22 protein-coding genes are annotated in these 20,717 nt (G+C 66.2%); 4 read left to right on the forward strand and 18 right to left on the reverse strand.

The features are described 5' to 3' along the window. Window positions 1-3: 3 nt before the first annotated feature. From OKW45_RS31020 to OKW45_RS31045, 6 genes are all read right to left on the reverse strand, one after another. A complete protein-coding gene (locus tag OKW45_RS31020) occupies window positions 4-2,070 on the reverse strand; it encodes a sensor histidine kinase (protein WP_429472829.1) in 2,067 nt (688 codons plus the stop codon). Between the two features lie 45 nt (window positions 2,071-2,115). Then, window positions 2,116-3,396 (reverse strand): dicarboxylate/amino acid:cation symporter, encoded by a 1,281-nt coding sequence (locus OKW45_RS31025; protein ID WP_429472830.1) that lies wholly within the window; start codon window positions 3,394-3,396, stop codon window positions 2,116-2,118. A gap of 376 nt (window positions 3,397-3,772) precedes the next feature. Beyond that, window positions 3,773-4,525: a glycerophosphodiester phosphodiesterase gene (gene ugpQ, locus OKW45_RS31030; RefSeq protein ID WP_429472831.1), complete on the reverse strand. Its 753-nt coding sequence runs from the start codon at window positions 4,523-4,525 to the stop codon at window positions 3,773-3,775. Between the two features lie 111 nt (window positions 4,526-4,636). Further along, window positions 4,637-5,644, reverse strand: a complete 1,008-nt coding sequence (lipA, locus tag OKW45_RS31035) for a lipoyl synthase (protein WP_429472832.1) — start codon at window positions 5,642-5,644, stop codon at window positions 4,637-4,639. 13 nt (window positions 5,645-5,657) lie between these two features. Next, the gene (gene lipB / locus OKW45_RS31040) at window positions 5,658-6,383 is read right to left on the reverse strand and encodes a lipoyl(octanoyl) transferase LipB (protein WP_429472833.1); all 726 of its coding nucleotides are present in this window, start codon (window positions 6,381-6,383) and stop codon (window positions 5,658-5,660) included. 119 nt (window positions 6,384-6,502) lie between these two features. Further along, complete coding sequence (locus OKW45_RS31045) at window positions 6,503-6,829, reverse strand: DUF2917 domain-containing protein (protein ID WP_026225570.1); 327 nt, start codon at window positions 6,827-6,829, stop codon at window positions 6,503-6,505. A 98-nt stretch (window positions 6,830-6,927) separates the two neighbouring features. Here OKW45_RS31045 and OKW45_RS31050 point away from each other — a divergent pair, with 98 nt between their 5' ends. Continuing rightward, on the forward strand, window positions 6,928-7,911 hold the full coding sequence (locus tag OKW45_RS31050; protein WP_429472834.1) for a transcriptional regulator GcvA: 984 nt from the start codon (window positions 6,928-6,930) through the stop codon (window positions 7,909-7,911). A gap of 21 nt (window positions 7,912-7,932) precedes the next feature. On the opposite strand, the gene OKW45_RS31055 is transcribed toward OKW45_RS31050, so the two are convergent. From OKW45_RS31055 to OKW45_RS31100, 10 genes are all read right to left on the reverse strand, one after another. Then, complete coding sequence (locus OKW45_RS31055) at window positions 7,933-8,202, reverse strand: DUF493 family protein (protein WP_018419275.1); 270 nt, start codon at window positions 8,200-8,202, stop codon at window positions 7,933-7,935. Continuing rightward, window positions 8,174-9,133: a D-amino acid aminotransferase gene (locus tag OKW45_RS31060; RefSeq protein WP_429472835.1), complete on the reverse strand. Its 960-nt coding sequence runs from the start codon at window positions 9,131-9,133 to the stop codon at window positions 8,174-8,176. The genes OKW45_RS31055 and OKW45_RS31060 overlap by 29 nt, the downstream gene beginning before the upstream one ends. A gap of 13 nt (window positions 9,134-9,146) precedes the next feature. After that, complete coding sequence (locus OKW45_RS31065) at window positions 9,147-10,376, reverse strand: D-alanyl-D-alanine carboxypeptidase family protein (protein WP_429472836.1); 1,230 nt, start codon at window positions 10,374-10,376, stop codon at window positions 9,147-9,149. Between the two features lie 321 nt (window positions 10,377-10,697). Further along, window positions 10,698-11,342, reverse strand: coding sequence for an alpha/beta hydrolase (locus OKW45_RS31070; RefSeq protein ID WP_184002647.1), 645 nt, complete (start codon window positions 11,340-11,342; stop codon window positions 10,698-10,700). A 26-nt stretch (window positions 11,343-11,368) separates the two neighbouring features. Continuing rightward, window positions 11,369-11,692, reverse strand: a complete 324-nt coding sequence (locus tag OKW45_RS31075) for a (2Fe-2S) ferredoxin domain-containing protein (RefSeq protein ID WP_018419271.1) — start codon at window positions 11,690-11,692, stop codon at window positions 11,369-11,371. Between the two features lie 104 nt (window positions 11,693-11,796). Continuing rightward, window positions 11,797-12,954: a VanZ family protein gene (locus OKW45_RS31080; protein ID WP_429472837.1), complete on the reverse strand. Its 1,158-nt coding sequence runs from the start codon at window positions 12,952-12,954 to the stop codon at window positions 11,797-11,799. 31 nt (window positions 12,955-12,985) lie between these two features. After that, window positions 12,986-13,612 carry an ABC-type transport auxiliary lipoprotein family protein gene (locus OKW45_RS31085; RefSeq protein ID WP_429472838.1) on the reverse strand — a complete coding sequence of 209 codons (627 nt, stop codon included), beginning with the start codon at window positions 13,610-13,612 and terminating at the stop codon, window positions 12,986-12,988. Window positions 13,613-13,642: 30 nt separating this feature from the next. After that, window positions 13,643-14,614: an MlaD family protein gene (locus OKW45_RS31090; protein ID WP_429472839.1), complete on the reverse strand. Its 972-nt coding sequence runs from the start codon at window positions 14,612-14,614 to the stop codon at window positions 13,643-13,645. Window positions 14,615-14,660: 46 nt separating this feature from the next. Then, window positions 14,661-15,539, reverse strand: coding sequence for an ABC transporter ATP-binding protein (locus OKW45_RS31095; protein ID WP_429472840.1), 879 nt, complete (start codon window positions 15,537-15,539; stop codon window positions 14,661-14,663). Then, the gene (locus OKW45_RS31100) at window positions 15,536-16,669 is read right to left on the reverse strand and encodes an MlaE family ABC transporter permease (protein WP_018419266.1); all 1,134 of its coding nucleotides are present in this window, start codon (window positions 16,667-16,669) and stop codon (window positions 15,536-15,538) included. The genes OKW45_RS31095 and OKW45_RS31100 overlap by 4 nt, the downstream gene beginning before the upstream one ends. A gap of 147 nt (window positions 16,670-16,816) precedes the next feature. On the opposite strand from OKW45_RS31100, the gene OKW45_RS31105 reads away from it, so the two are divergent. The 3 genes from OKW45_RS31105 to OKW45_RS31115 all read left to right on the forward strand — a co-directional run bounded on the left by OKW45_RS31105 (window position 16,817) and on the right by OKW45_RS31115 (window position 18,990). Beyond that, complete coding sequence (locus tag OKW45_RS31105) at window positions 16,817-17,755, forward strand: biotin--[acetyl-CoA-carboxylase] ligase (RefSeq protein WP_018419265.1); 939 nt, start codon at window positions 16,817-16,819, stop codon at window positions 17,753-17,755. Then, window positions 17,752-18,591, forward strand: coding sequence for a type III pantothenate kinase (locus OKW45_RS31110; protein WP_429472841.1), 840 nt, complete (start codon window positions 17,752-17,754; stop codon window positions 18,589-18,591). The genes OKW45_RS31105 and OKW45_RS31110 overlap by 4 nt, the downstream gene beginning before the upstream one ends. Before the next feature lie 159 nt (window positions 18,592-18,750). Then, entirely contained in the window at window positions 18,751-18,990 is a 240-nt protein-coding gene (locus OKW45_RS31115; protein WP_018419263.1) for a hypothetical protein, read from the forward strand. A gap of 67 nt (window positions 18,991-19,057) precedes the next feature. Here the strand turns inward: OKW45_RS31115 and rfaE2 are convergent, their stop codons facing one another. Continuing rightward, entirely contained in the window at window positions 19,058-19,540 is a 483-nt protein-coding gene (rfaE2, locus tag OKW45_RS31120) for a D-glycero-beta-D-manno-heptose 1-phosphate adenylyltransferase (RefSeq protein WP_018419262.1), read from the reverse strand. A 160-nt stretch (window positions 19,541-19,700) separates the two neighbouring features. Then, window positions 19,701-20,576: a ferritin family protein gene (locus tag OKW45_RS31125; RefSeq protein WP_026225569.1), complete on the reverse strand. Its 876-nt coding sequence runs from the start codon at window positions 20,574-20,576 to the stop codon at window positions 19,701-19,703. Between the last annotated feature and the right edge of the window lie 141 nt (window positions 20,577-20,717).

The raw sequence follows: 20,717 nt of genomic DNA on the forward strand, positions 1-20,717 counted from the left end.
AAATCAGGAGCCCGCGGTCAGCGGATCGTGCGAGGGGCTGGTCTGCACGCGCGCGCGACGCAGCGTCAACACGAATGATGCGCCACCGTGCGGCGCGTTGCGCGCGACGAGCGAGCCGCCGCAATCGCGCGCGATCGACGATGAAATCGCTAGACCAAGGCCGAGCCCCTGGCCCATTTCCTTCGTCGTGAAAAACGGTTCGAACAGGTGCGGCAACACGTCGTCGGGAATGCCGGGGCCGTTGTCGCCGACCGCGATCGACAGGTTCGCGACGCCGGCCGCCACCTCGACCGTGATACGCGGCGGGTTCATGCCGGCGGTTGCGTCGAGCGCGTTGCCGAGCAGGTTGATCAGCACCTGTTCGAGCCGCAGATCGTCGCAATTCGCGACCAGCTCCGGATGATCGTCGGCGAGATTCAGCGGCGTGCGCGCGCCGCCTGCCGCAGCGGCAGCGGCGGTGTCGTTGTCGGCCTCGGTATTGATCAGCACGAACTCGAGTTCGACGCCCTGGAGGCGCTTTTGCAGCAGCGCGACGACGTTGCGCAGGGCCCGCACGATCGACGCGCGCGCGCTGCGCGGCCGCGCACGGCCGACGAACAGCTTCAGCTGGTTCGTGATCTTGCCCATGCGCTCGGTGAGCGCCGCGATCGCTTCGAGATTCTCACGCGCCGATGCCTGATCGCCGCGTTCGAGCAGCACGCGCGTGTTATCGGAAAAACTGCGCAGCGCGGCAAGCGGCTGGTTCAGCTCGTGCGTGATGCCGGCCGCCATCTGGCCGAGCGCGGCCAGCTTGCTCGCCTGGATCAGTTCGTCTTGCGCGGCGCGCAGTTCCTGCTCGGCGCGTGTACGCTCGCCGACTTCCTTGTGCAACTGCTCATTCGCCTCGGACAGATCGGCGGTGCGCTCGGCGACGCGCTGGTTCAGCTCGGCATAGGCCTTCTGCAGCAGCGCGCGGCTGCGCATCATTTCGCGCACACGCGCGCGCCGCATGCGCCAGTAGAACGCGAGCAGCACCAGCGACACATAGCCGAAGCCGGTGACGATGGTCGCCTTGCGCGCGTCGGCATCGACCGGATCGACCGGCGACATCGTGATCAGATGCCAGTCCGGCTCGCCCATGGCGTGACGTGACGCGAGAAAGCGCGGCGCGGAGCGCCCGCCGCCGATGCGCAGGATCTGCGCATTACCTTCGAGCATGCGCTCGACCGTCACCGGTAGCGGCTCGATCGGCTGCTGCGCGTACTGGCGGGCCTGGTAGATCGAATCGGCGATCTGGCCGGGCAGCGGCCGAATCGTGTGGTACTTCCATGCCGGAACCGACGACAGGAAGATCACGCCATGATCGTCGGTAACGACGAGCGGCTCGGACGCGTCCACGCCCTGAAACCATTCGAGATCGAGCTTGACGACCGCCACACCGACGATCTTGCCGTCGCGCCGCACCGGCTGCGAGATGTAGTAGCCGGGCGCCTGCGAAATCGTGCCGATGCCGAAGAAGCGGCCGACTCCGCCTTTCACCGCATCGACGAAATACGGCCGGAACTGATAGCCCGCGCCGACGAAGCTGCCCGGCCCGCGCCAGTTGCTGGCGGCGACGCAGTAGCCGTCGAGCGAAATGATGTAGGTGACCGTCGCGCGCGCGTGGCGGTTCAGGTCTTCGAGATAGAGATTCGCGCGCTTGACGTTGGCTGGGTTCGGATCGATCAGCACGTCCTGCACGATCGGATACTCGGCGAGCAGATACGGCAGCGATTCGTAGCGTTCGAGCGTGCTCTTGAGCGCGCTCGCGGTGCGCTCGGCGCGCACGGCGGCGTTGCGCCGCAGCGTGTCGACACCGCTTTTCCACGCAAGGCTGTAGGTGAGCCAGCATGCTGCCGCGAGCCCGGCTGCGAGTGCGATGAAAATCAGCAGGCGGCGGGTCACGTTGGCAAAGTCCGATCGATGTGCATCGGACATTGTGGCATAGGGCCGCAAGGCGTCGCCGCCAGACGCGTCGCGGGCTGGGCCGCGACTTTTGCCGGCGGTCTCGCCGCCAGACGCCTCGGAAGGACGCGCGGACGCCGGTTTCATGCTTAAGCGTCCGCGCTGGTCACGACAAGGTTGGCGAGGCGCGACTCAAACGCCGGCCGGCTCTTTGACCGCCACATCGCCGCGCAGCACCTCGTTCAGCTTGCTGCGATCGAGCTCCTTTTCCCAGGCCGACACGACGACCGTCGCGACACCGTTGCCGACGATGTTCGTCAGCGCGCGGCACTCGCTCATGAAGCGGTCGATGCCAAGGATCAGCACCATGCCCGACAGCGGAATCGTCGGCACCACCGCCAGCGTCGCCGCGAGCGTGATGAAGCCCGCGCCGGTCACGCCGCTCGCACCCTTCGAGGTCAGCATCGTCACCGCGAGCAGCGTCAACTGCTGGCCCCACGTGAGGTCGGTGTTGGTCGCCTGAGCGATGAACAGCACCGCCATCGTCATGTAGATGTTGGTGCCGTCGAGGTTGAACGAGTAGCCGGTCGGCACCACGAGGCCCACTACCGAGCGCGAGCAGCCGAGCTTTTCGAGTTTCAGCATCAGTTGCGGCAGCGCGGCTTCGGACGAGCTCGTGCCAAGCACGATCAGCATCTCTTCCTTGATGTATGCGACGAAACGCAGGATGTTGAAGCCCACCGCCCGCGCGATCGCGCCGAGCACGACCACCACGAACACGATCGAGGTCAGATAGAACGTGCCGACCAGCTTGAGCATCGGCAGCAGCGAGCCGATGCCGTACTTGCCGATCGTGAAGGCCATCGCGCCGAACGCGCCGATCGGCGCGAGCTTCGTGATGATGCGCACCATGCCGAACAGGATGTGCGAGAGCCCTTCGATGAAGTTGGTCACCGGCTTGCCCTTCTCACCGGCCGTCGCGAGCACGGCGCCGAACAGCAGCGCGACCAGCAGGATCTGCAGGATCTCACCCTGCGCGAACGCCGACGACAGCGTGTCCGGAATGATGTGCATGAAGAAGTCGACCGTCGACTGGCCGTGCGCCTTCGCGGCATACGACGCAACCGCGCGGCCGTCGAGCGAGGCCGGGTCGACGTTGAAGCCGGCGCCGGGTCGCAGCAGGTGCGTGGCGGCGAGGCCGAGCACCAGCGCGAAAGTCGAGACGATTTCGAAGTACAACAGCGCCTTGCCGCCGACGCGTCCAACCTTCTTCATGTCCTCCATGCCGGCGATGCCCGTCACGACCGTGCAGAAGATGATCGGCCCGATCACCATCTTGATCAGCTTGATGAAGCCATCGCCGAGCGGCTTCATGTCGATGGCGAGATTCGGGTAGAAATGCCCGAGTACGATGCCGACGATGATCGCCACGATCACCTGGACGTACAGCACTTTATGGATAGGTTTCTTCACGATGGTTCCTGCGAGGGATATGAGCTGATGACCCGCCGCGAGGCGCGACACGCGAACGAAACGTCGTCGCGCGGGCGCACCTTGGCGGACCGCTGCAAAGACGACGAATTCAGAAATACCGGGAAGGGAAATCGGACACTTTGTCTCCTTGCTTTTTTGTCGGGCCGTGGCGGCCACGCGCTTTACTTTGCAAGATCGATGCCAGTTTGATTTCAGACTGGAAGCCTTGATTTTTATGGGTTTTCCAGCGCAGCTCGGCACTCGCCGTCCGGGTTTCCGGAAATCCGGACGAGCGCCGTCGGGGAATCCGGAATTCGGTGCGCGCGCGTTTGCGGGGAAACCCGCAGGGGTTTGTGCGGAGCTTGCCAGTGCGACGTCACTTCAACAGATCGATCCGGTCCGTGCAGATCATGTCGACGCCCCATTCTTCGAGCAACCGCGCGCGCGCCGGATCGTTCACCGTGTAGGCGAGCACGCGCAGCCCGGCCGCGCGGATCTGCGCGACCAGCGGCTCGCTCAGATAGCGGTGACTTGCGTGCAGCGAGACGCAGTCGAGTTCGCGCACGATGCGCAGCCAGTCCGCCGGCACCTGCTCGAACAGCATGCCGCGCGGCAGCGACGGCGCGGCATCGCGCGCGGCGGCGAGCGCGTCGAAGGAAAACGACGACAACAGCGGCGGCGTCTGCCCTTGCCAAAGCTCGAGCGCGCCTTGGGCGACGAGTGCGCCGGTGATGACTTCGCGGCCCGGGCACGGCTTGATCTCGATGTTCGCCGTGATGCCGTCGCGCTCGCAACGCTCGGCCGCGTCGGCCAGCGTCGGCAGCCGCGTGCCGGCGAACTCCGCACCGCGCCAGGCGCCGGCATCCAGAGCGGCGAGTTGCTGCCATGTGTGCGTGACCGCCGGCCCGTGCCCGTTGGTCGTGCGATCGAGCGTGTCGTCGTGCAACAGGAACAGCGCGTTGTCGGCGGACAGCTTCGCGTCGAATTCGACCATGCGATAACCGTAGCGCACGCAGGCGTCGAAACCGGCCAACGTGTTTTCCGGCGCAAGCGTACCGCCGCAGCGGTGCGCGATCAGCCTCGGATAAGGCCATTGTGCGGAGGTCCCGCGATCCATCGGGGTTGCCACGTCTCGTTTCCTTGCTGATAGAAGAGCGGTCTATGAAAAAAGCCCGCACATCGGCGGGCTTTTCGTTTCTGCGGGCATGAAGCGAGGCAACAGCGGCGAGGCGCCGGCGCGTCAGACCACGCCGGCTCCATGCGCCTGCAAGTCGGCGTGATAGCTCGAACGAACCATCGCGCCCACCGCGGCGTGCGTGAAGCCCATCTTGTACGCCTCTTCCTCGTACATCTTGAAGGTGTCCGGATGCACGTAAGCGCGGACCGGCAGATGGTGCTCCGACGGCTGCAGGTACTGGCCGATCGTCAGCATGTCGACGTCGTGCTCGCGCAGATCGCGCATTACCTGCAGGATTTCCTCTTCGGTTTCGCCGAGGCCGACCATCAGGCCGGACTTGGTCGCGACGTGGGGATGCAGCGCCTTGAAGTCCTTCAGCAGCTTCAGCGAATGCGCGTAATCCGATCCCGGTCGCGCTTCCTTGTACAGACGCGGCACCGTTTCGAGGTTGTGGTTCATCACGTCGGGCGGCGCCGCGTTCAGAATGCCGAGCGCGCGGTCGAGGCGGCCACGGAAGTCCGGCGTCAGGATTTCGATACGCGTTTGCGGCGACAGCTCGCGCGTCTGACGGATACATTCGACGAAGTGCGCCGCGCCACCGTCGCGCAGATCATCACGGTCGACGCTGGTGATCACCACGTACTTCAACTTCAGCGCAGCGATGGTGCGCGCGAGGTTGGCCGGTTCGTCGGCGTCGAGCGGATCGGGACGGCCGTGGCCGACGTCGCAGAACGGGCAGCGGCGCGTGCACTTGTCGCCCATGATCATGAAGGTCGCGGTGCCCTTGCCGAAACATTCGCCGATGTTCGGGCAACTCGCCTCTTCACACACCGTGTGAAGATTGTGCTCGCGCAGGATCTGCTTGATCTCGTAGAAGCGCGAATTGCCGGTGGCCGCCTTGACGCGGATCCAGTCCGGTTTCTTCAGCTTTTCGATCGGGACGACCTTGATCGGGATGCGCGCGGTCTTGGCTTGCGCTTTCTGCTTCGCGGTTGCGTCGTAGGCGGCGGGGGCCGGCACGCCTTCGGGCGCGGGGGTGGCTGCTGCGGAATTCGCGGTTACGTCAGTCATTCGTTCGATCCAGTCAGGCGGTGAGCGCACCGGCCTGCGGTTGGGCGACGGCCGCGGGATCGCCGTCGAGGTTTGCGGTGAGACTTGCTGCGAGGGTACGGGCCACGTCGTCCCAGCCGGCGGCGGCGCCGAGCGTCGCCATGTCGACTGTTTCGAGCCCCGCGTAGCCGCATGGATTGATCGCGAGAAACGGCCGCAGGTCCATGTTCACGTTCAGACTCACGCCGTGATAGCTGCAGCCGTTGCGGATTTTCAGGCCAAGCGCCGCGATCTTGGCGCCGGCATGGAGCCCGGCGTCGGGCCCGGGCGCCACGTAGATGCCGGGGGCGCCCGCCTTGCGTTCTCCGGCGAGATTATACGCCGCCAGGGTGTCGATCACGGCCTGCTCGATCCGGGTGACCAGCTCGCGCACCATCAGCTTGCGCCGGCGCAGGTCGAGCAGCAGATATGCGACCACCTGGCCGGGCCCGTGATACGTGATCTGCCCGCCGCGGTCGACCTTGACGAGCGGAATGTTGCTGTCTGCCGCGAGCAGGTGCGCCGGATCGCCGGCCTGGCCGAGCGTGAAGACGGGCGGATGTTCGACGAGCCAGATTTCGTCGGCGGTGTCGGCGGTGCGGGCGTCGGTGAAGGCGCGCATCGCGTCGAAACTGGCTTCGTAGAGTTCGCGGCCGAGCCAGCGCAGCGTGGGCGGCTCGATGGCAGGTAAAGGAGACGGAGAGACCGGGGTGGCGCACATGATTCCGGGAGTTTACCGAAATCTCGGAAACCGCGCCCGAGGCCACCGGGAACCTGCGCAGCCGGGGCCGGTACGCTGCCGGCCCCGTCGTCATGCGCGGCTTTTGCGCCGCGCCACCGTCAAACGGTGCGCCAGCCGCCGCGCACACGCATCATCCAGCGCTCGCCGATGCGAGCGAGCCAGTTCAGCGCGCGCTCGTCGCAGCGCGTCGGCACCGAGAACGTAACCTTCGCGAACGTGGCGCCCTCGGCGCTGAGCCAGAGCCGCTCGCCGCGCCGCAGATGCAGCGTCTGCCCGGGCTGCAGCCAGTAGTCCTTCGTGTCGTCGCTGCGCGTGACCCACACCGCGCCGCCACGCACGCGCAACTTCGTGCTGCGCGCGACCTTCAGCGGCAGCGTGTCGCCAGTGCGGATTTCATATGCAATGCTAGAGGAAATTTCTCGCATGAGGCCCTCGCCAAAAATCGTTTCATGACTAGAATCCTAGGTGCAGCAAGGACTTGGTCAAAACGATCAATTTTCACGTCTATGTGAGAAATATTGCGATGGACCTGCGTCAACTCCCCGCCCTGAACGCGATCAAGGCGTTCGAAGCCGCCGCCCGCCACGAAAGCTTTTCGCGCGCCGCCGACGAGCTGTTCGTCACGCACGGCGCGGTCAGCCACCAGATCCGCGCGCTCGAGGCCGAGCTCGGCGTGTCGCTGTTCGCGCGCGACGGCAAGCGCGTGCGCCTCACCGAAACCGGCCGCCGCTACGCAACGCAGGTGCGCGCCGCGTTGATGGAGCTCGCCGACGCGACTCGCGCGATCCGTGCCGGCGACCGCGAGCGGCGCCTCGTGATATCGATGCTGTCGTCGTTCGCGGCCCGCTGGGTGACGCCGCGCATCGGCAGCTTTATCGAGGCAAATCCGCAGTGGGATCTCGAGTTGCTGACCACCAATGCGCTGACGGACTTCGCGCGCGACGACGTCGACGTCGCGATCCGTTTCGGCTTCGGCAAATATCCGGGGCTGCACGCCGAGCTGCTGCTCGACGAGATTTTCTTCCCCGCCTGCTCGCCCAACTTCAACGGCGGCAAGCTGCCGCAAACCCCGGCCGATCTCGCCAAAGTCCCGCTGCTGCGCTCCGACGACGAGCTATGGCGCCCATGGTTCGACGCCGCCGGCCTCACCGACTGGCCGGAGCCGAAGCGCGGCGTGCTGTATCAGGACTCGTCGAATCTGTTGCAGGCGGCCGTCGACGGCCAGGGGGTCGCGCTGACGCGCCGCTCGCTCGCGATGCACGAAATCGCGGCGGGCCGGCTCGTGCGGCTCTTTGATGTGGATGGGCCGAGCCCGTGGCAATACTATTTGGTCTGCCTGCCGCAGATGCTGGGGACCGCGCGGGTCAAGGCGTTTCGCGACTGGGTGTTCGACGAGGTGGCGCGCTTCAGGCTGCTGTTCGATCTCGCCTGCGAGGCGGGTCCCGCGGCGAGCGCGCGCCTGGCAGCGCAGGGAGTGACGGCGGACGCGTTGCGCGTTGCGCCATAAGATGAAAAACCGCGCGCGGTGTTACAGCACGACCTTGACCATCGGATGGCCGGTCAGCGCACGATAGATGTCGTCGAGATGCGCACGGCTCGTCGCCCGCACGTGGACGGTCAGCCCCGTGTAGGTGCCGCTGCTCGACGGCCGCGTCTCGACGCGCGACGCATCGACCTCGGTATCGAACACGCGCACCACTTCGACGATCGTCGCGGCAAACTCGGGGTGCGATTTGCCCATGATCTTGATCGGGAAATCGCAGGGGAATTCAAACAGTGAGTCGTTCTCGGGATTCATTCTCTACTCCTTCTTCCGCCGCGGCGGCTTCAGCCGCCTTGGCTCGCTGATACGCCGCAAACAGCTCCGCAAACACCGCGCCCGGGTGGCCCGCGCCGACCGGCGCGCCATCGAGCCGCGTGACCGGCAGCACTTCCCTGGTCGCCGAGCTGACGACGATTTCATCGGCCGCGCGCACTTCAGCTTCGGTAATGTCGCGCGCTTCGAAGCGGATACCGCATTCGGCCGTCAGCTCCTCGATGAGCCCATAACGGATCCCTTCGAGAATCCTGTTGCTGCGCGGCGGCGCGGCCAGCACGCCATCCTTCACGATCCACACGTTCGACGACGACCCTTCGGTCAGCAAACCATCGCGGAACTGCAGCGTCTCGAAGGCGTCGTTTTCGGCCGCGTATTGCGCCATCAGCACGTTGCCGAGCAGCGACACCGACTTGATGTCGCAATTGAGCCAGCGACGATCCTCGGCGCTCACGCACGCGACACCGCTCGCGCGCTGCGCGGCGTCGGGCAGGTTCAGCGGGGTGACCATCACGAACACGGTCGGCTTCACGCCGGCCGGAAATGCGTGAGCGCGCTTCGCGACGCCACGCGTCACCTGGATGTATGCGATCGCGTCCTGATCGGCACGCAAGCCGCCGTCCGTCTCGTTGACCTTGACCACGCGTCCGATCAGCTCGCGCCAGCCAGCGTCGTCGAGCGGATTGGCGATGCCGATCTTGCCGACCGAGCGCGCGAGACGCGCCAGATGCTGCTTCAGACGAAACGCGGTGCGCCGTCCGCTCGCGTGCGCGTACAGCGGCGCCACTTCGTAGATGCCGTCGCCGAAAATGAAGCCGCGGTCGAGCACCGGCACGCGCGCTTCGGACAACGGCACCAGTTCGCCGTTCAGATGAACGATCGGGTCCGGCGAAACCCCGGAGACAACGGTCATTGCGACGTAGCCCTTATTTTTTCTTGTTGAACATCAGCATCAGCGAATCCCACACGCGGCCCACCACACCGGCTTGCTGCACCGGCTGCAGCGCGACTACCGGGAATTGCGCGAGCACCTTGCCGTCGGCGACGAGCTTGGCGGTGCCGATCTGCTGGCCGTTTGCGATCGGCGCGACGAGCGGATCGTTGAGTTCGATCTGCGGCTTCGCCTTGTCGGCGGCGCCCTTCGGCAGCGTGATGTACTGGTCGCTCTTCACGCCGACCTGCACGCTGTCCTGCGAACCCTTGTAGACGCGCGGCGTGGCCACGACCTGGTTCGCCTTGTACAGACGCGTCGTGTCGTAGGCGGTGTAGCCGTAGTTCAGCATCTTCAGGCTGTCCTGCACGCGGTCGTGCTCCTTGGTCTCGCCCATCATCACCGAGACGAGACGGCGCGACGCGTCGGTCGTGCCCGGCAGCGGACGCTTCGCGCTCGCGATCAGGCAGTAGCCGGCCGCTTGCGTGTGACCGGTCTTCAGACCGTCGACGGTCGGGTCGATCCACAGCAGACGGTTGCGGTTCGGCTGCTTGATCTTGTTGTACGTGAATTCCTTGACCGAGAAGATGTTGTAGTACTCGGGATAGTCGCGAATCAGGCGGGCCGACAGGATCGCGAGATCGCCCGCCGTGGTGTAGTGCTGCGGGTCGGGCATGCCGTTCACGTCGGCGAAATGCGTGTGCGTCATGCCGAGCTTTTGCGCCTCCTTGTTCATCATGTTGACGAACTGCGCTTCGCTGCCGCCCACCAGTTCGGCGAGCGCGATCGCCGCGTCGTTGCCCGACTGCACGATCATGCCGTACACGAGGTCGTGCACGGTCACCGGCTTGAGCGCCTCGATGAACATGCGTGATTCGTCGTTGCGCACGCGCCGCACGGCTTCGCTCGGCTCGATGCTCTGATCCATCGTGATCTTCTTCGTGTCGAGCGCCTCGAACACGAGATACGCGGTCATCAGCTTGGTCAACGACGCCGGCTCGACGCGCTCGTCGGCATTGGCGGACGCGAGCACCTGGTTGCTGGTCGCGTCGACGAGAACCCACGATCGCGCGTTGACGCCCGGCGGCGGCACCTGCGCGAACGCGGTGCTGGCGACGAGCATGGCCGGCAGCACGAGGCCGACGGCGATGGCGCGATTGAGCGGAGTGGGAACGAAAGAAGCGAGTGACGGGAATGACGTGCGGCCAGAGGAGGAGAAACGCATAGGGTCGATTCGTGCAGAAAGATACGTTGCGCGACAACGCGCGGAGTTGGGGGAGCCGGTCGGCGGGGCATCTGGCCGTAAAACGGCGGGCGCCCGTTGGACTGATGGCGACGCAATCGGTTCGCGAGCGCAGCGCTGCGCACCCGGCCGCGCCCTCCCGCGAAATGATTCCGCGGCGCGCGATTCTGCCGGCTGGGCGGCGCTGTGCCCAAAAAAAGAGCGCTCATTATACGCGCGCTACCAGGTCAGTTTCGCGCGCGTGTCGCCGATTTGCACACGTTTGCGCGCACCTGTCCCCCGCAAAATGCGCGTCGCGCGTTTTCAGCGCCAGGCGTCGACGATGATCCGCTTCAGGATGTGAAGCTTGCGATGCAGAAAGTGCTCGGCGCCCGGAATCACGACGACCGGCAGTTCTTGCGGCCGCGCCCAGTCGAACACGGACTGGACGGGAACGGTCTCGTCGACTTCGCCGTGAATCACGAGTGTGCTTTCGGGCACGGGCGCGACGTCCCAGCGGCTCGCCGCGGTACCGACGAACACGATGCGCTCGATTTCCCGGCCTTCATCGCGCAGCTTCGCCGCGACGTGCGACAACACCACGGTGCCGAACGAAAAGCCCGCCAATACGAGCGGCAGATCGCCGTAGTCCGGATCGGCGCGCATGTGTTCGAGCACCGCGCGCAGATCGTCGCGCTCCCCGACGCCCGCGTCGTGCTCGCCCTGAGTCTGGCCGACGCCGCGGAAATTCGACCGGTAAGTGACGTAGTTCAGTTGCACGAGCGTGCGCGCGAGGGTCTGCGCGACCTTGTTGTCCATCGTGCCGCCAAACAGCGGATGCGGATGCGCGACGAGCGCGATGCCGCGCGGCGCGGCGCCTTTTTCGCGCACGCCGTCGGGCAGGTCCTGCGCGACCTCGATCTTGCCGACCGGGCCGTCGATCAGATACTTCTTCGTGTTGACGTTCATCGGGATGGATCGTTTTGTGGTTCGCGTTATTGATCGATCTTCAGACGCTCGACGATCTTGCCGTTCGCAAGATGCGATTCGACGATCTCGTCGATGTCGCTCTCGTCGACGTAGGTGTACCAGACCGCCTCGGGATACACGACGAGCGTCGGGCCCAGTTCGCAGCGATCGAGGCAGCCGGCCTTGTTGATGCGCACCTGGCCGGGCCCGGCGAGGCCAAGTTGCTTCACGCGTTTTTTCGCGTATTCCTGCATCGCCTGTGCGTTGCAGTTCGCGCAGCTCGGACGCTCGGCGCCGGGGTCGCGTTGATTCAGACAGAAGAAAACGTGGTGTTTGTAGAAGGAATCCATGATGTTCGGGAGGTGAGCCTGAAAGGAAGTGCAATGGCGGTGCGGACGATTATAGCCACCGGGCTGTGCAGGCGTCGGGACCTGGCGGCCGGCGCGCAAGCACGTCACGCCCGCCTCGCGCGCCGTTTGAGCCACGCCCGCTCGACCGCGAACGCGAGCCACACCAGCGCCGCGTAGGGCCATATCCACGCGAGCCAGCGCGCGAGCCCGTTGAAATGCAGATAGCGTCCCTGCCGCCAGTCGGCGAGCACGGCGTCGAAATATGGGTTCACCGACAGCAGATTGACGAACACGAGCGCGACGACCAGCGCGACCCCGGCGAGCGTCGCACGTAACCGCCGCCGCAGCGGCAGCGCGACGAGCGCCGCGACGGTGCCGCACACGAGTCCGATTAGCGCGCCGGGCGTCGCCCAGTCGAACGCGAGGCCTGATTGCGATTGCAGGAACGTCGCGCCGGCCTTTACGCACAAGGTCGCGACGATGAACACGAGCAGCAGGCGCACGCGCGGCGCATGACGGCGTGCCGGCAGCGACGCAAGCGCGAGCGCCGCGAATAGATTCAGCGCCGTGATCAGCGCTTCCCACGTGTTGTCGTCCAGCCACGCGGCCGCCGCCGCCGGCCATGCGCCGACATGCCACGCGGACGGCGTCCACGCGAGCAGCGCGTCCTGGGTGGCCGGATCGACGCTCAGCCACAGCGCGCGCGGCCAGTTGCCGAGACCGAACAGACGCGGCGACGGATACATCGTCGCAAACGGCCACGCGGCGACGAGGCACGCGAGCGTCGCATGGCCGCGCTCGAACCACAGCAACCGCAAACGCCTGAGCAGGCCGCGGTCGAGCAGCGCGCCGGTCAACGGCGACATCATCGCCGCGCCGACGAGCACGCCGAGCGTGTTGGCGGCGAGGTCGAGATTGGAAGCGACGCGTGTCGGCAGATAGGTCTGCACGGCTTCCATCGTGCCCGACAGCAGACCGCCCAACACGAACGCGAGCGCGACGGCCAGCGTGCCGCGCCAACGCGGGTACACCGCGAGCACCACCAACGCGCCGAACGGCATATAGCCGAGCACGTTGGTGACGACGTCGAACGCCGTCAGGTACTGCGGCATCGGATCGAACAGATAGGCGACCGGCGCGATGCCGAGCGAGCGCCAGCCCGAGAACGGATACCACGATCCGTAGACGATCAGCGCCGTGTAAAGCAACAGCGCCTGACGGGCCAGCGTCGACGGGCGGCGCAGCCAGGGGCGTTCGCTCATGCAGCGCTCCGTTGCGTGCGCTGCCCGCCCGTCATTGCGCGGCGACCAGCGCCTGCGAGCCGAGCCACGTGGCGATCTGCGCGACGAGGTCGTCGCTGGCCGCGGCGAGCGCCCGCGCGCCGCCGGCCGCATCCGCCGAATGCGCGGGCGCGTGCGCGACGAAGGTCTGCTGGCCGATCACCTTGCCGCCCTGCATCAGCGTCGCGCGCGCGGTGATCGCGCCGTGGCTGTCCGTCTGGCTGTCGAACACCTGCTCGAACTCGGTCAGATCGACCCGCAGCACCGGCGCGGTCACGCCGTCCGCGCCCGTCAGCACGGTGCCGCGCTCGCTCAGCGCATTGCGCAGGCGCTGCGTCAGCAGTTGCGACGGCATCATCGTCCAGTGGCTGTTGGCGTAGGCGGCCGTCTGCTGCGCGTCGGCGTAGCTCAGCCGATAAGTCAGCCGGTCGGATTCGAGCACGGACGGCGCGCTGACCTCCAGCACCTTGACGGCCGGCAGCCGGCTCGCCGCGGCGGCCTGCGGCGGTGGTCCGAAGTCGTAGCGGATGTCCGAGACCACCGCGGACGTGCCCGCGCAGCCCGCCGCCAGCACGCCGAACGCGAGCAACGCCGCGAGCGTGGCGCGCGAGGACAACAGTCGGTGAATCGAGCGTGACATGAGCATCTTCCTGTGTTCTAGCCTGCGGAGTTAGTGGGCTGCGGGCGCGGCGGCAGCGGCGGGCCACGCGAAGCCGGCCTCGCCCGGACCCGGCGCCGGGCGCGGCGCGCCGAACAGCACGCTGCGCGGATTGGTGTTGAAGGTGTCGGCGGCGCGGTCGATCGATTGCGCCGCCGAGCGCACCTCCTCGGTCAGCGAATTCACGCGCGGCAGCGTCTCGTAGCCGACCCGGGCGGACAGATCCTGCAGCGACGAGTTCATCTGCGTGAGCGCATTGCCCGCCTGCTGCGCGGCCGTGCCGACCTTGTTCAGATTGCGCTCGAGGGGCCCGTCCGGACGGTTCAGGCCCGTGATCATCTGGTTGGTCGACGCGAGCGTGCGGTTCAGCTGGTCGACCGTGCCGGGCAGCTTGCTGGCGACGGGCCCCATCTCACGCGTGAGCGTCGCGACGCCCGAGGCCGCCTGCGCGATGCTCGCCGCCGTGTCGTGCAGCTGCGCGACCATTTCCGGCGACAGCATGTCGTTCACGTTGTCGGTCACTTTTTCGAGCTTGCGCAGCAGCACCTCGCCGCGTTGCTGCAACTGGTCGAACAGACCCGGACGCATCGGCAATTGCGCGACCTTTTGGGCCGACGACGGCAGCGGCGTCGGATCGCGCCCGGTATCGTCAAGCTGGATGAACGCGATGCCGGTCACGCCTTGCAAGCCGAGACTGCCGAACGTCGAATGCGTGATCGGCGCGTGCTCGTCGACCATGATGCGGATCAGGATCTGCCCCGGATGTGTCGGATCGAACTTGATCGACTGCACACGGCCGACGTCGAGCCCGCGAAAGCGCACCGCCGCGTCCGCAAAGAGGCCGGTCACGTTGGTGCGCGCGATCAGGTCGTACGGCACCCGCACGGTGCGGTCGACGTTGAACAGATACGCCGCCACCGCGATCGCCGCCGTCAGCACGACCGTGAAGAGCCCGGCCCAGAACGCATGCGCTTTGTTTTCCATTGTCAGTTTTCCTGGTTCGTAGCGGCCCGGTTCATGGCGGCCCGCCTCACAGCGGCAACTCGGACGACGCCGGCTCGAGCGCCGCCTGCGGCAGCTTCGCGCGGCGCTCCGGCGGCAGCGCCTGCAGCGCGCGGCGCCCGCGCAGGCCGAGGAAATATTCGTGGATGAACGGATGGTCGACGCCCGCGGCCTCCTCGACCGGCGCGTTGACGAGCACTTTGCGATCGGCAAGCACGGCCACGCGTGTCGACAGTGCGACCATCGTATCGAGATCGTGCGTGATCATCACGACCGTCAGACCGAGCGCGCGATGCAGCCCTGAGATCAGCTCGACGAATTCGTCGGATGCCTCCGGGTCGAGGCCGGCGGTCGGTTCGTCGAGGAACAGCAGTTCGGGTTCGAGCGCGATCGCGCGCGCGATGCCGACCCGCTTGATCATGCCGCCCGACAGCGCCGATGGCATCTTCGACGCGTGCTTGCACGGCAGTCCGACCATTTCGAGCTTCAGCATCACGATGTCGCGCAGCAGGTCTTCGGGCACCTTGCCGAGTTCGCGCACCGGTTGCGCGACGTTGTCGAACACGGACAGCGACGAGAACAGCGCGCCGCGCTGGAACAGCATGCCAGAGCGGCTGCGCATCAGCAGCGCGGTGTCGGGCGAGATCGTTGCGAGGTCTTCGCCGAACAGCTTGATCGTGCCCCTCGACGGTCGCTCGAGGCCGAGAATCTGCCGCACCAGCGTGGTCTTGCCCGAACCCGAGCCGCCGACGATCGACACGATCTCGCCGCGCCGCACGTCGACGCTCAGATGCTGATGCACGATGTTGCGGCCGTAGCGCTTGGTGATGTCGATCACCTCGATCACCGGCTCGGCGATCGACGGTACGGGCTGGCCGCGTACGGCTTCGGTTAGTGGCGCGATCATCCTAGCCCCACCCTCTGAAAGAGGATCGCGAACACCGCGTCCGCGAGAATCACGATGGTGATCGACGTGACCACCGAGGTCGTCGTGCCTTCGCCGAGACTCTGCGAATTGGCTTTGATACGGAAGCCGAAATGGCAGCCGGCGATCGCGATCAGCATGCCGAATACCGCGCCCTTGCCAAGCCCGATCCACAGGTTCGCGATCGGCACGACGCTCGGCAGCTGGCGCGCGAAGAAGCTCATGTCGATGCCGAGCACGAGCTTCGCGGCGAGCGCGCCGCCCGTCAACGAGATCACGTTGGTCCACATCACGAGCAGCGGCATCGCGACGGCCAGTGCGATCACGCGCGGCAGGATCAGCCGCAGGCCGTGCGGGATGCCCATTACGCGCATCGCGTCGAGCTCCTCGGTCACGCGCATCACGCCGATCTGCGCGGTGATCGCCGAGCCCGAGCGGCCTGCCACCAGAATCGCCGACAGCACCGGGCCGAGTTCGCGAATCACCGCGAGGCCGAGAATATTGACGATGAACTGGTTCGCGCCAAAGATGCGCAATTGCTGTGCCGACAAATAGCTCAACACGATGCCGATCAGGAACGCGACCAGCGCGGTGATCGGCAGCGCGCGGGCGCCGGCGTTGTAGACGTTCGCGGAGATTTCGGTCCACGGCGTGAGTTTCGGCTTGCGCAGGATCGCGAGCAGATCGAGCACGAAGCGCCCGAGCATCGCGACGCCGCCCTGCATGTGCTCGACGAACGAGAAGAGCCCGAGGCCGAGACGCGTAAAGGGATCGAGGCGCTTGACCGGCTCGGCGCTCTCGCGCACCGTGTCGAGCAGCGCGATGCGCTCGAAGATGTCGCGCTGCGTGTCCGTGAGCGCGGTGCCCGGCGGCATCTTGCGGCCCCACACGCGCCACAGCGCCTGACCGCCGACGTGGTCCATCCTGTCGACGCGCGACAGGTCCCACTCGCCGATGCCCTGCGCGCCGGTCAGCGAACGCAGTTGCGGAATCACGTGCCCGGTGTCGCGATCGCGCGCGAGCGCGAGCGCCGTCCACTGGCCCGAGAGACGGACGATCTTGCCTTGGCTGCCGGCCGCGACTTCAAGGCCGGGCGGAGTGTCGTAGTTCAAGGATCGCGTGAATCTGGTTATCGGATTAGCGGCCATTGTAACGAAGGCTCGGCCGCCGGTCCGCACTGATGCACGTCGATCGGCGTCACCCCTCCACCGCTGCGCATTCGAGTCCCGGGCGGGTTCGCTGTGGCTACAATATGGGACATGAATGCCTCCAAGACTCCCGCCTCTCCGTCCGCAGCGACGAGCACGGCACCAGCCTCGTCGTCGGCTTCGACCGACTGGCGTATCGATCGCGAACGCGCGGTCAAGCTGTTCGGCTCGCATGCGCATGACTGGCCGATCGAAATCGTCGAAGAAACCGGTTCGACCAACGCCGACCTGATGGCCCACATGAAAGCACTGCCCCGACGCGCCAACGCGCTGCCGCGGCCGATCGTGCGCGTCGCGTATCTGCAGACCGCTGGGCGCGGCCGCCGCGGGCGGCCGTGGTACGCGGAGCCCGGCAACGCGCTGCTGTTTTCGGTCGCGTGCGTCTTGCCGCGACCGCTCGAAGGTCTCGCTGGCTTGAGTCTCGCGGTGGGCGTCGCGCTCGTCGACGCGCTGCGCTCGCTGCCGGTCGCGGGTCCCGGACAGATCGCGCTGAAGTGGCCGAACGACGTGCTGCTCGAAGGCGACAAGCTCGCCGGCATCCTGATCGAAACCGCGTGGAGCACCGACGACGCGAGCGCGGTCGTGATCGGCATCGGCACCAACGTGAAAGGCGCCGACGAACTCGCGGCGAAGGTCGGCGCGCTGAACGCCGAGGTACCGCCGCAGGCGCTCGGCACCGTGCCGACCGCGTTGCAACGCGCGCTGCCGAACGCGAATCTGACCGATACGCTGGCAGCCGAATTGAACGCGCTCGAACCGATGCTGCAGCGCTTCGGCGCCGAAGGCTTCGCGCCGTTCCAGCCGCGCTGGAACGCGGTGCATGCTTACGCGGGCCGCGAAGTCGTGCTGCTCGAACAAGGCCAGGAGCTCGCGCGCGGCGTGGCGGCAGGCGTTGACGAGCGTGGCCAGTTGCTGCTCGATACGGCTGAGGGCCGCCAGAGCATCGCGACCGGCGACGTGTCGCTGCGCCTCGCCCACGGTGTCGCATGACGCAGCGCGCGCCATATCTGCTGATCGACGCGGGCAATAGCCGGATCAAGTGGGCGCTGGTGCAGCCCGATGGGACGCAGTTGGCGAGCGGCACGCTCGCGCATGACGAGCTTGCCGGGCCACGCGCGCGGTCGGGTGCGCAACCCGGTTGGACTGACTGGCCGGCGCCATGCGGCGCGTGGCTCTCCAACGTCGCGGGCGCGGAGGTCGCGACGCACATCGCGGCGCTCGTCGACGCGCACTGGCCGCGACTGCCGCTCGCGACGATCCGCGCAAGTGCCCGTCGATGCGGCGTGACCAATTGCTACACGACACCGGACTCGCTCGGCAGCGACCGCTGGGCCGGCATGATCGGCGCGCACGCGACCTTTCGCGGCGAGCATCTGCTGCTCGCGACCTTCGGCACCGCGACGACGCTCGAGGCCTTGCGCGCCGATGGCGCGTTCATCGGCGGATTGATTGCGCCGGGCTGGACGCTGATGATGCGCTCGCTCGGTGAGCACACCGCGCAACTGCCGACGCTCGACGCCGCGCGCGCGCGCGGTCTGCTCGACGCGGCCGATACCACCGGCGCGGGCCGTCGCGGGCCGTTCTTCGCAACGGATACGCCGCGTTCGCTGTCGGCGGGCTGCACGCTGGCGCAGGCCGGATTAATCGAGCGGATGTGGCGGGACCTGCAGGATGAGTGGCAGGTGCCAGTGCGTCTCGTGGTCAGCGGCGGCGCCGCCGACGAAGTGGCGAGCGCCCTGAAAGTGCCGCATACTCGCCACGATTCGCTGGTGCTGTCAGGGCTTGCGCTGATCGCAGCCGAGGATACGGCGCGGCAAGGCGGCTGATTGCCTGCCGTAGCTAGCGTTCGATTCACGACCGCGTGGCGCGTGATGTACGTGTAGAACGTGCGCCGGAGTTGCGCGCAATTCGCCGCCCATTTTCCGAACCCGAGTTTCTCCCGCACGCCCCAGGCTCAACTTCTTTCTGAATTGGAAACACCCACAATGCTTCGCTGGCCGATCGCCATTCTGATTGTTGTCAACGTGCTGGCTTTCGCCGCGCTGCTTGGCGCCTTCGGCCCCACACCCACCGCCAGCGGACGCGAGCCGAATCATCTGAACCGCCAGATTCATCCGGACTGGCTGAAGGTGCGGCCGGTCAGCGCCGCCGATGCGGCCGACCAGGCGGTGGTCGGCGGACCCGCGCCGCAGGCGCCGATTTCGACATCGGAGTTGCCGCAGTAATCAGGGGAGCGAGGCGGTCGGTTAGAAGTGCAGCAGTGCGCCGCGCGTATTGCGGCAACGGGCGGCATCAATCCTGCGTCCGCACCTTCTTCAACAGCGCGGTCGTCGAGCGATCGTGCTCGAACGCAATCGCGAGCGCCTTGCCGCCCCAACCGCGCACGAGCGCCGATTCGGGAAGCGAGTCCATGTCGTAGTCGCCGCCCTTCACGAGCACGTCCGGGCGCAACGCGGAAATCAGCTCGACCGGCGTCTTCTCGCCGAAGCCCACCACGTAGTCGACACTTTCCAGCGCCGCTAGCAAGGCCATGCGGTCGGCCTCGTTGTTGATCGGCCGGTCGTCGCCTTTGCCGAGCATCCGCACCGACGCGTCGCTATTCACACCAACGATCAGGCACGCGCCCAGCGCCTTGGCGTCGGCCAGATAGGTCACGTGACCACGATGCAGGATATCGAACACGCCGTTCGTAAACACGACGGGCGCGCGCAGCGAAGGACGAAGCTTCACCAGGGCATCGCGCGTCAGAATCTTGCGTTCAAAGATGGCGGTCATCGCACGGTCACAGAGTTGGGGAATTGGGGAGTTGGGGCGTTACGGGAACACAAATGCCAGGTGCCGTCACGATACACGGTGGACGGCCCGAAGCAAAACGGTCCGGCAAGCTCACGCTTGCCGGACCGCCGTTTGATACGGTGCTGAAACGCCTGAGTCGTTACGCCGGCTGCTGCGCCGGGTTTTGTTCAGCGGCTTGCAGACGCGCGACCACTTCCTTGCGATAACGGTTCAGTTCCTGCGCGGTGTTGAACGTGCGTTCGAACAGCAGCGACAGGTTGTGCAGAATGCGCTCGATGACCTTCTTTTCCCAGCCGTCGTCGAAACGGATCTGCTCGTCGAGCCAGCGCTCGAGCCATTCCGGATCCGGCAGACGCGACTGGATCGTGTCGCGCGGGAACAGCGCCTGGTTCACGTGCAGGTTGGTGGGGTGCAGCGGCTTTTCGGTGCGACGCGCCGACGCCATCAGCACGCCGATCTTCGCGAACGCGGCACGCGCGATGTCGCCGGTTTGCGCCATCGCCTTCTTCATGTAGCGCAGATACGCGCCGCCGTGGCGCGCTTCGTCGCGCGAGATAGTTTCGTAGATGTGCTTGATGACTGGCTCGGTATGCCATTCGGCGGCGCGGCGATACCAGTGATTCAGGCGGATTTCGCCGCAGAAGTGCAACATCAGCGTTTCCAGCGGTGGTGCGGGATCGAACTCGAAGCGCACTGCGTGCAGTTCCTCTTCGGTCGGGACCAGTTCCGGCTTGAAGCGGCGCAGGTACTCCATCAGCACCAGCGAGTGCTTCTGCTCCTCGAAGAACCACACGCTCATGAATGCGGAGAAATCGCTGTCGTGATGATTGTCACGCAGAAACATTTCCGTGGCGGGCAACGCCGACCATTCGGTGATCGCGTTCATCTTGATCGTCGCCGCCTGCTCGTCGGTCAACAGCGATGCATCGAATTTGTCCCAGGGAATGTCCTTCTCCATGTCCCATCGAACGGATTCGAGCGATTTATAAAGTTCCGGATAAAGCATGGTGTTCATAGTCCCACCCCTGTTCTGCACATACTGTGTGTGTCTGTTGCTGCTACGTGTAGCCGTTTTTACCTACGACGAACGGACGTGCCGTTTATCGGCCAAGCATTCAATTTTACGCGTTAATCAGCCGCCCAGAAGCATCGGGCA

It is taken from the genome of Paraburkholderia lebeckiae, from assembly GCF_050436225.1.
Classification (GTDB): Bacteria; Pseudomonadota; Gammaproteobacteria; order Burkholderiales; family Burkholderiaceae; genus Paraburkholderia; species Paraburkholderia tuberum.

Excerpts from the sequence above, each read along its gene's own strand:
- OKW45_RS31020 (WP_429472829.1), bottom strand. The coding sequence starts at position 2,070 with ATGAAACCGGCGTCCGCGCGTCCTTCCGAGGCGTCTGGCGGCGAGACC.
- lipA (WP_429472832.1), bottom strand. The coding sequence starts at position 5,644 with ATGACTGACGTAACCGCGAATTCCGCAGCAGCCACCCCCGCGCCCGAA.
- lipB (WP_429472833.1), bottom strand. The coding sequence starts at position 6,383 with ATGTGCGCCACCCCGGTCTCTCCGTCTCCTTTACCTGCCATCGAGCCG.
- OKW45_RS31045 (WP_026225570.1), bottom strand. The coding sequence starts at position 6,829 with ATGCGAGAAATTTCCTCTAGCATTGCATATGAAATCCGCACTGGCGAC.
- OKW45_RS31050 (WP_429472834.1), top strand. The coding sequence starts at position 6,928 with ATGGACCTGCGTCAACTCCCCGCCCTGAACGCGATCAAGGCGTTCGAA.
- OKW45_RS31055 (WP_018419275.1), bottom strand. The coding sequence starts at position 8,202 with ATGAATCCCGAGAACGACTCACTGTTTGAATTCCCCTGCGATTTCCCG.
- OKW45_RS31060 (WP_429472835.1), bottom strand. The coding sequence starts at position 9,133 with ATGACCGTTGTCTCCGGGGTTTCGCCGGACCCGATCGTTCATCTGAAC.
- OKW45_RS31065 (WP_429472836.1), bottom strand. The coding sequence starts at position 10,376 with ATGCGTTTCTCCTCCTCTGGCCGCACGTCATTCCCGTCACTCGCTTCT.
- OKW45_RS31070 (WP_184002647.1), bottom strand. The coding sequence starts at position 11,342 with ATGAACGTCAACACGAAGAAGTATCTGATCGACGGCCCGGTCGGCAAG.
- OKW45_RS31075 (WP_018419271.1), bottom strand. The coding sequence starts at position 11,692 with ATGGATTCCTTCTACAAACACCACGTTTTCTTCTGTCTGAATCAACGC.
- OKW45_RS31080 (WP_429472837.1), bottom strand. The coding sequence starts at position 12,954 with ATGAGCGAACGCCCCTGGCTGCGCCGCCCGTCGACGCTGGCCCGTCAG.
- OKW45_RS31085 (WP_429472838.1), bottom strand. The coding sequence starts at position 13,612 with ATGTCACGCTCGATTCACCGACTGTTGTCCTCGCGCGCCACGCTCGCG.
- OKW45_RS31090 (WP_429472839.1), bottom strand. The coding sequence starts at position 14,614 with ATGGAAAACAAAGCGCATGCGTTCTGGGCCGGGCTCTTCACGGTCGTG.
- OKW45_RS31095 (WP_429472840.1), bottom strand. The coding sequence starts at position 15,539 with ATGATCGCGCCACTAACCGAAGCCGTACGCGGCCAGCCCGTACCGTCG.
- OKW45_RS31105 (WP_018419265.1), top strand. The coding sequence starts at position 16,817 with ATGAATGCCTCCAAGACTCCCGCCTCTCCGTCCGCAGCGACGAGCACG.
- OKW45_RS31110 (WP_429472841.1), top strand. The coding sequence starts at position 17,752 with ATGACGCAGCGCGCGCCATATCTGCTGATCGACGCGGGCAATAGCCGG.
- OKW45_RS31115 (WP_018419263.1), top strand. The coding sequence starts at position 18,751 with ATGCTTCGCTGGCCGATCGCCATTCTGATTGTTGTCAACGTGCTGGCT.
- rfaE2 (WP_018419262.1), bottom strand. The coding sequence starts at position 19,540 with ATGACCGCCATCTTTGAACGCAAGATTCTGACGCGCGATGCCCTGGTG.
- OKW45_RS31125 (WP_026225569.1), bottom strand. The coding sequence starts at position 20,576 with ATGAACACCATGCTTTATCCGGAACTTTATAAATCGCTCGAATCCGTT.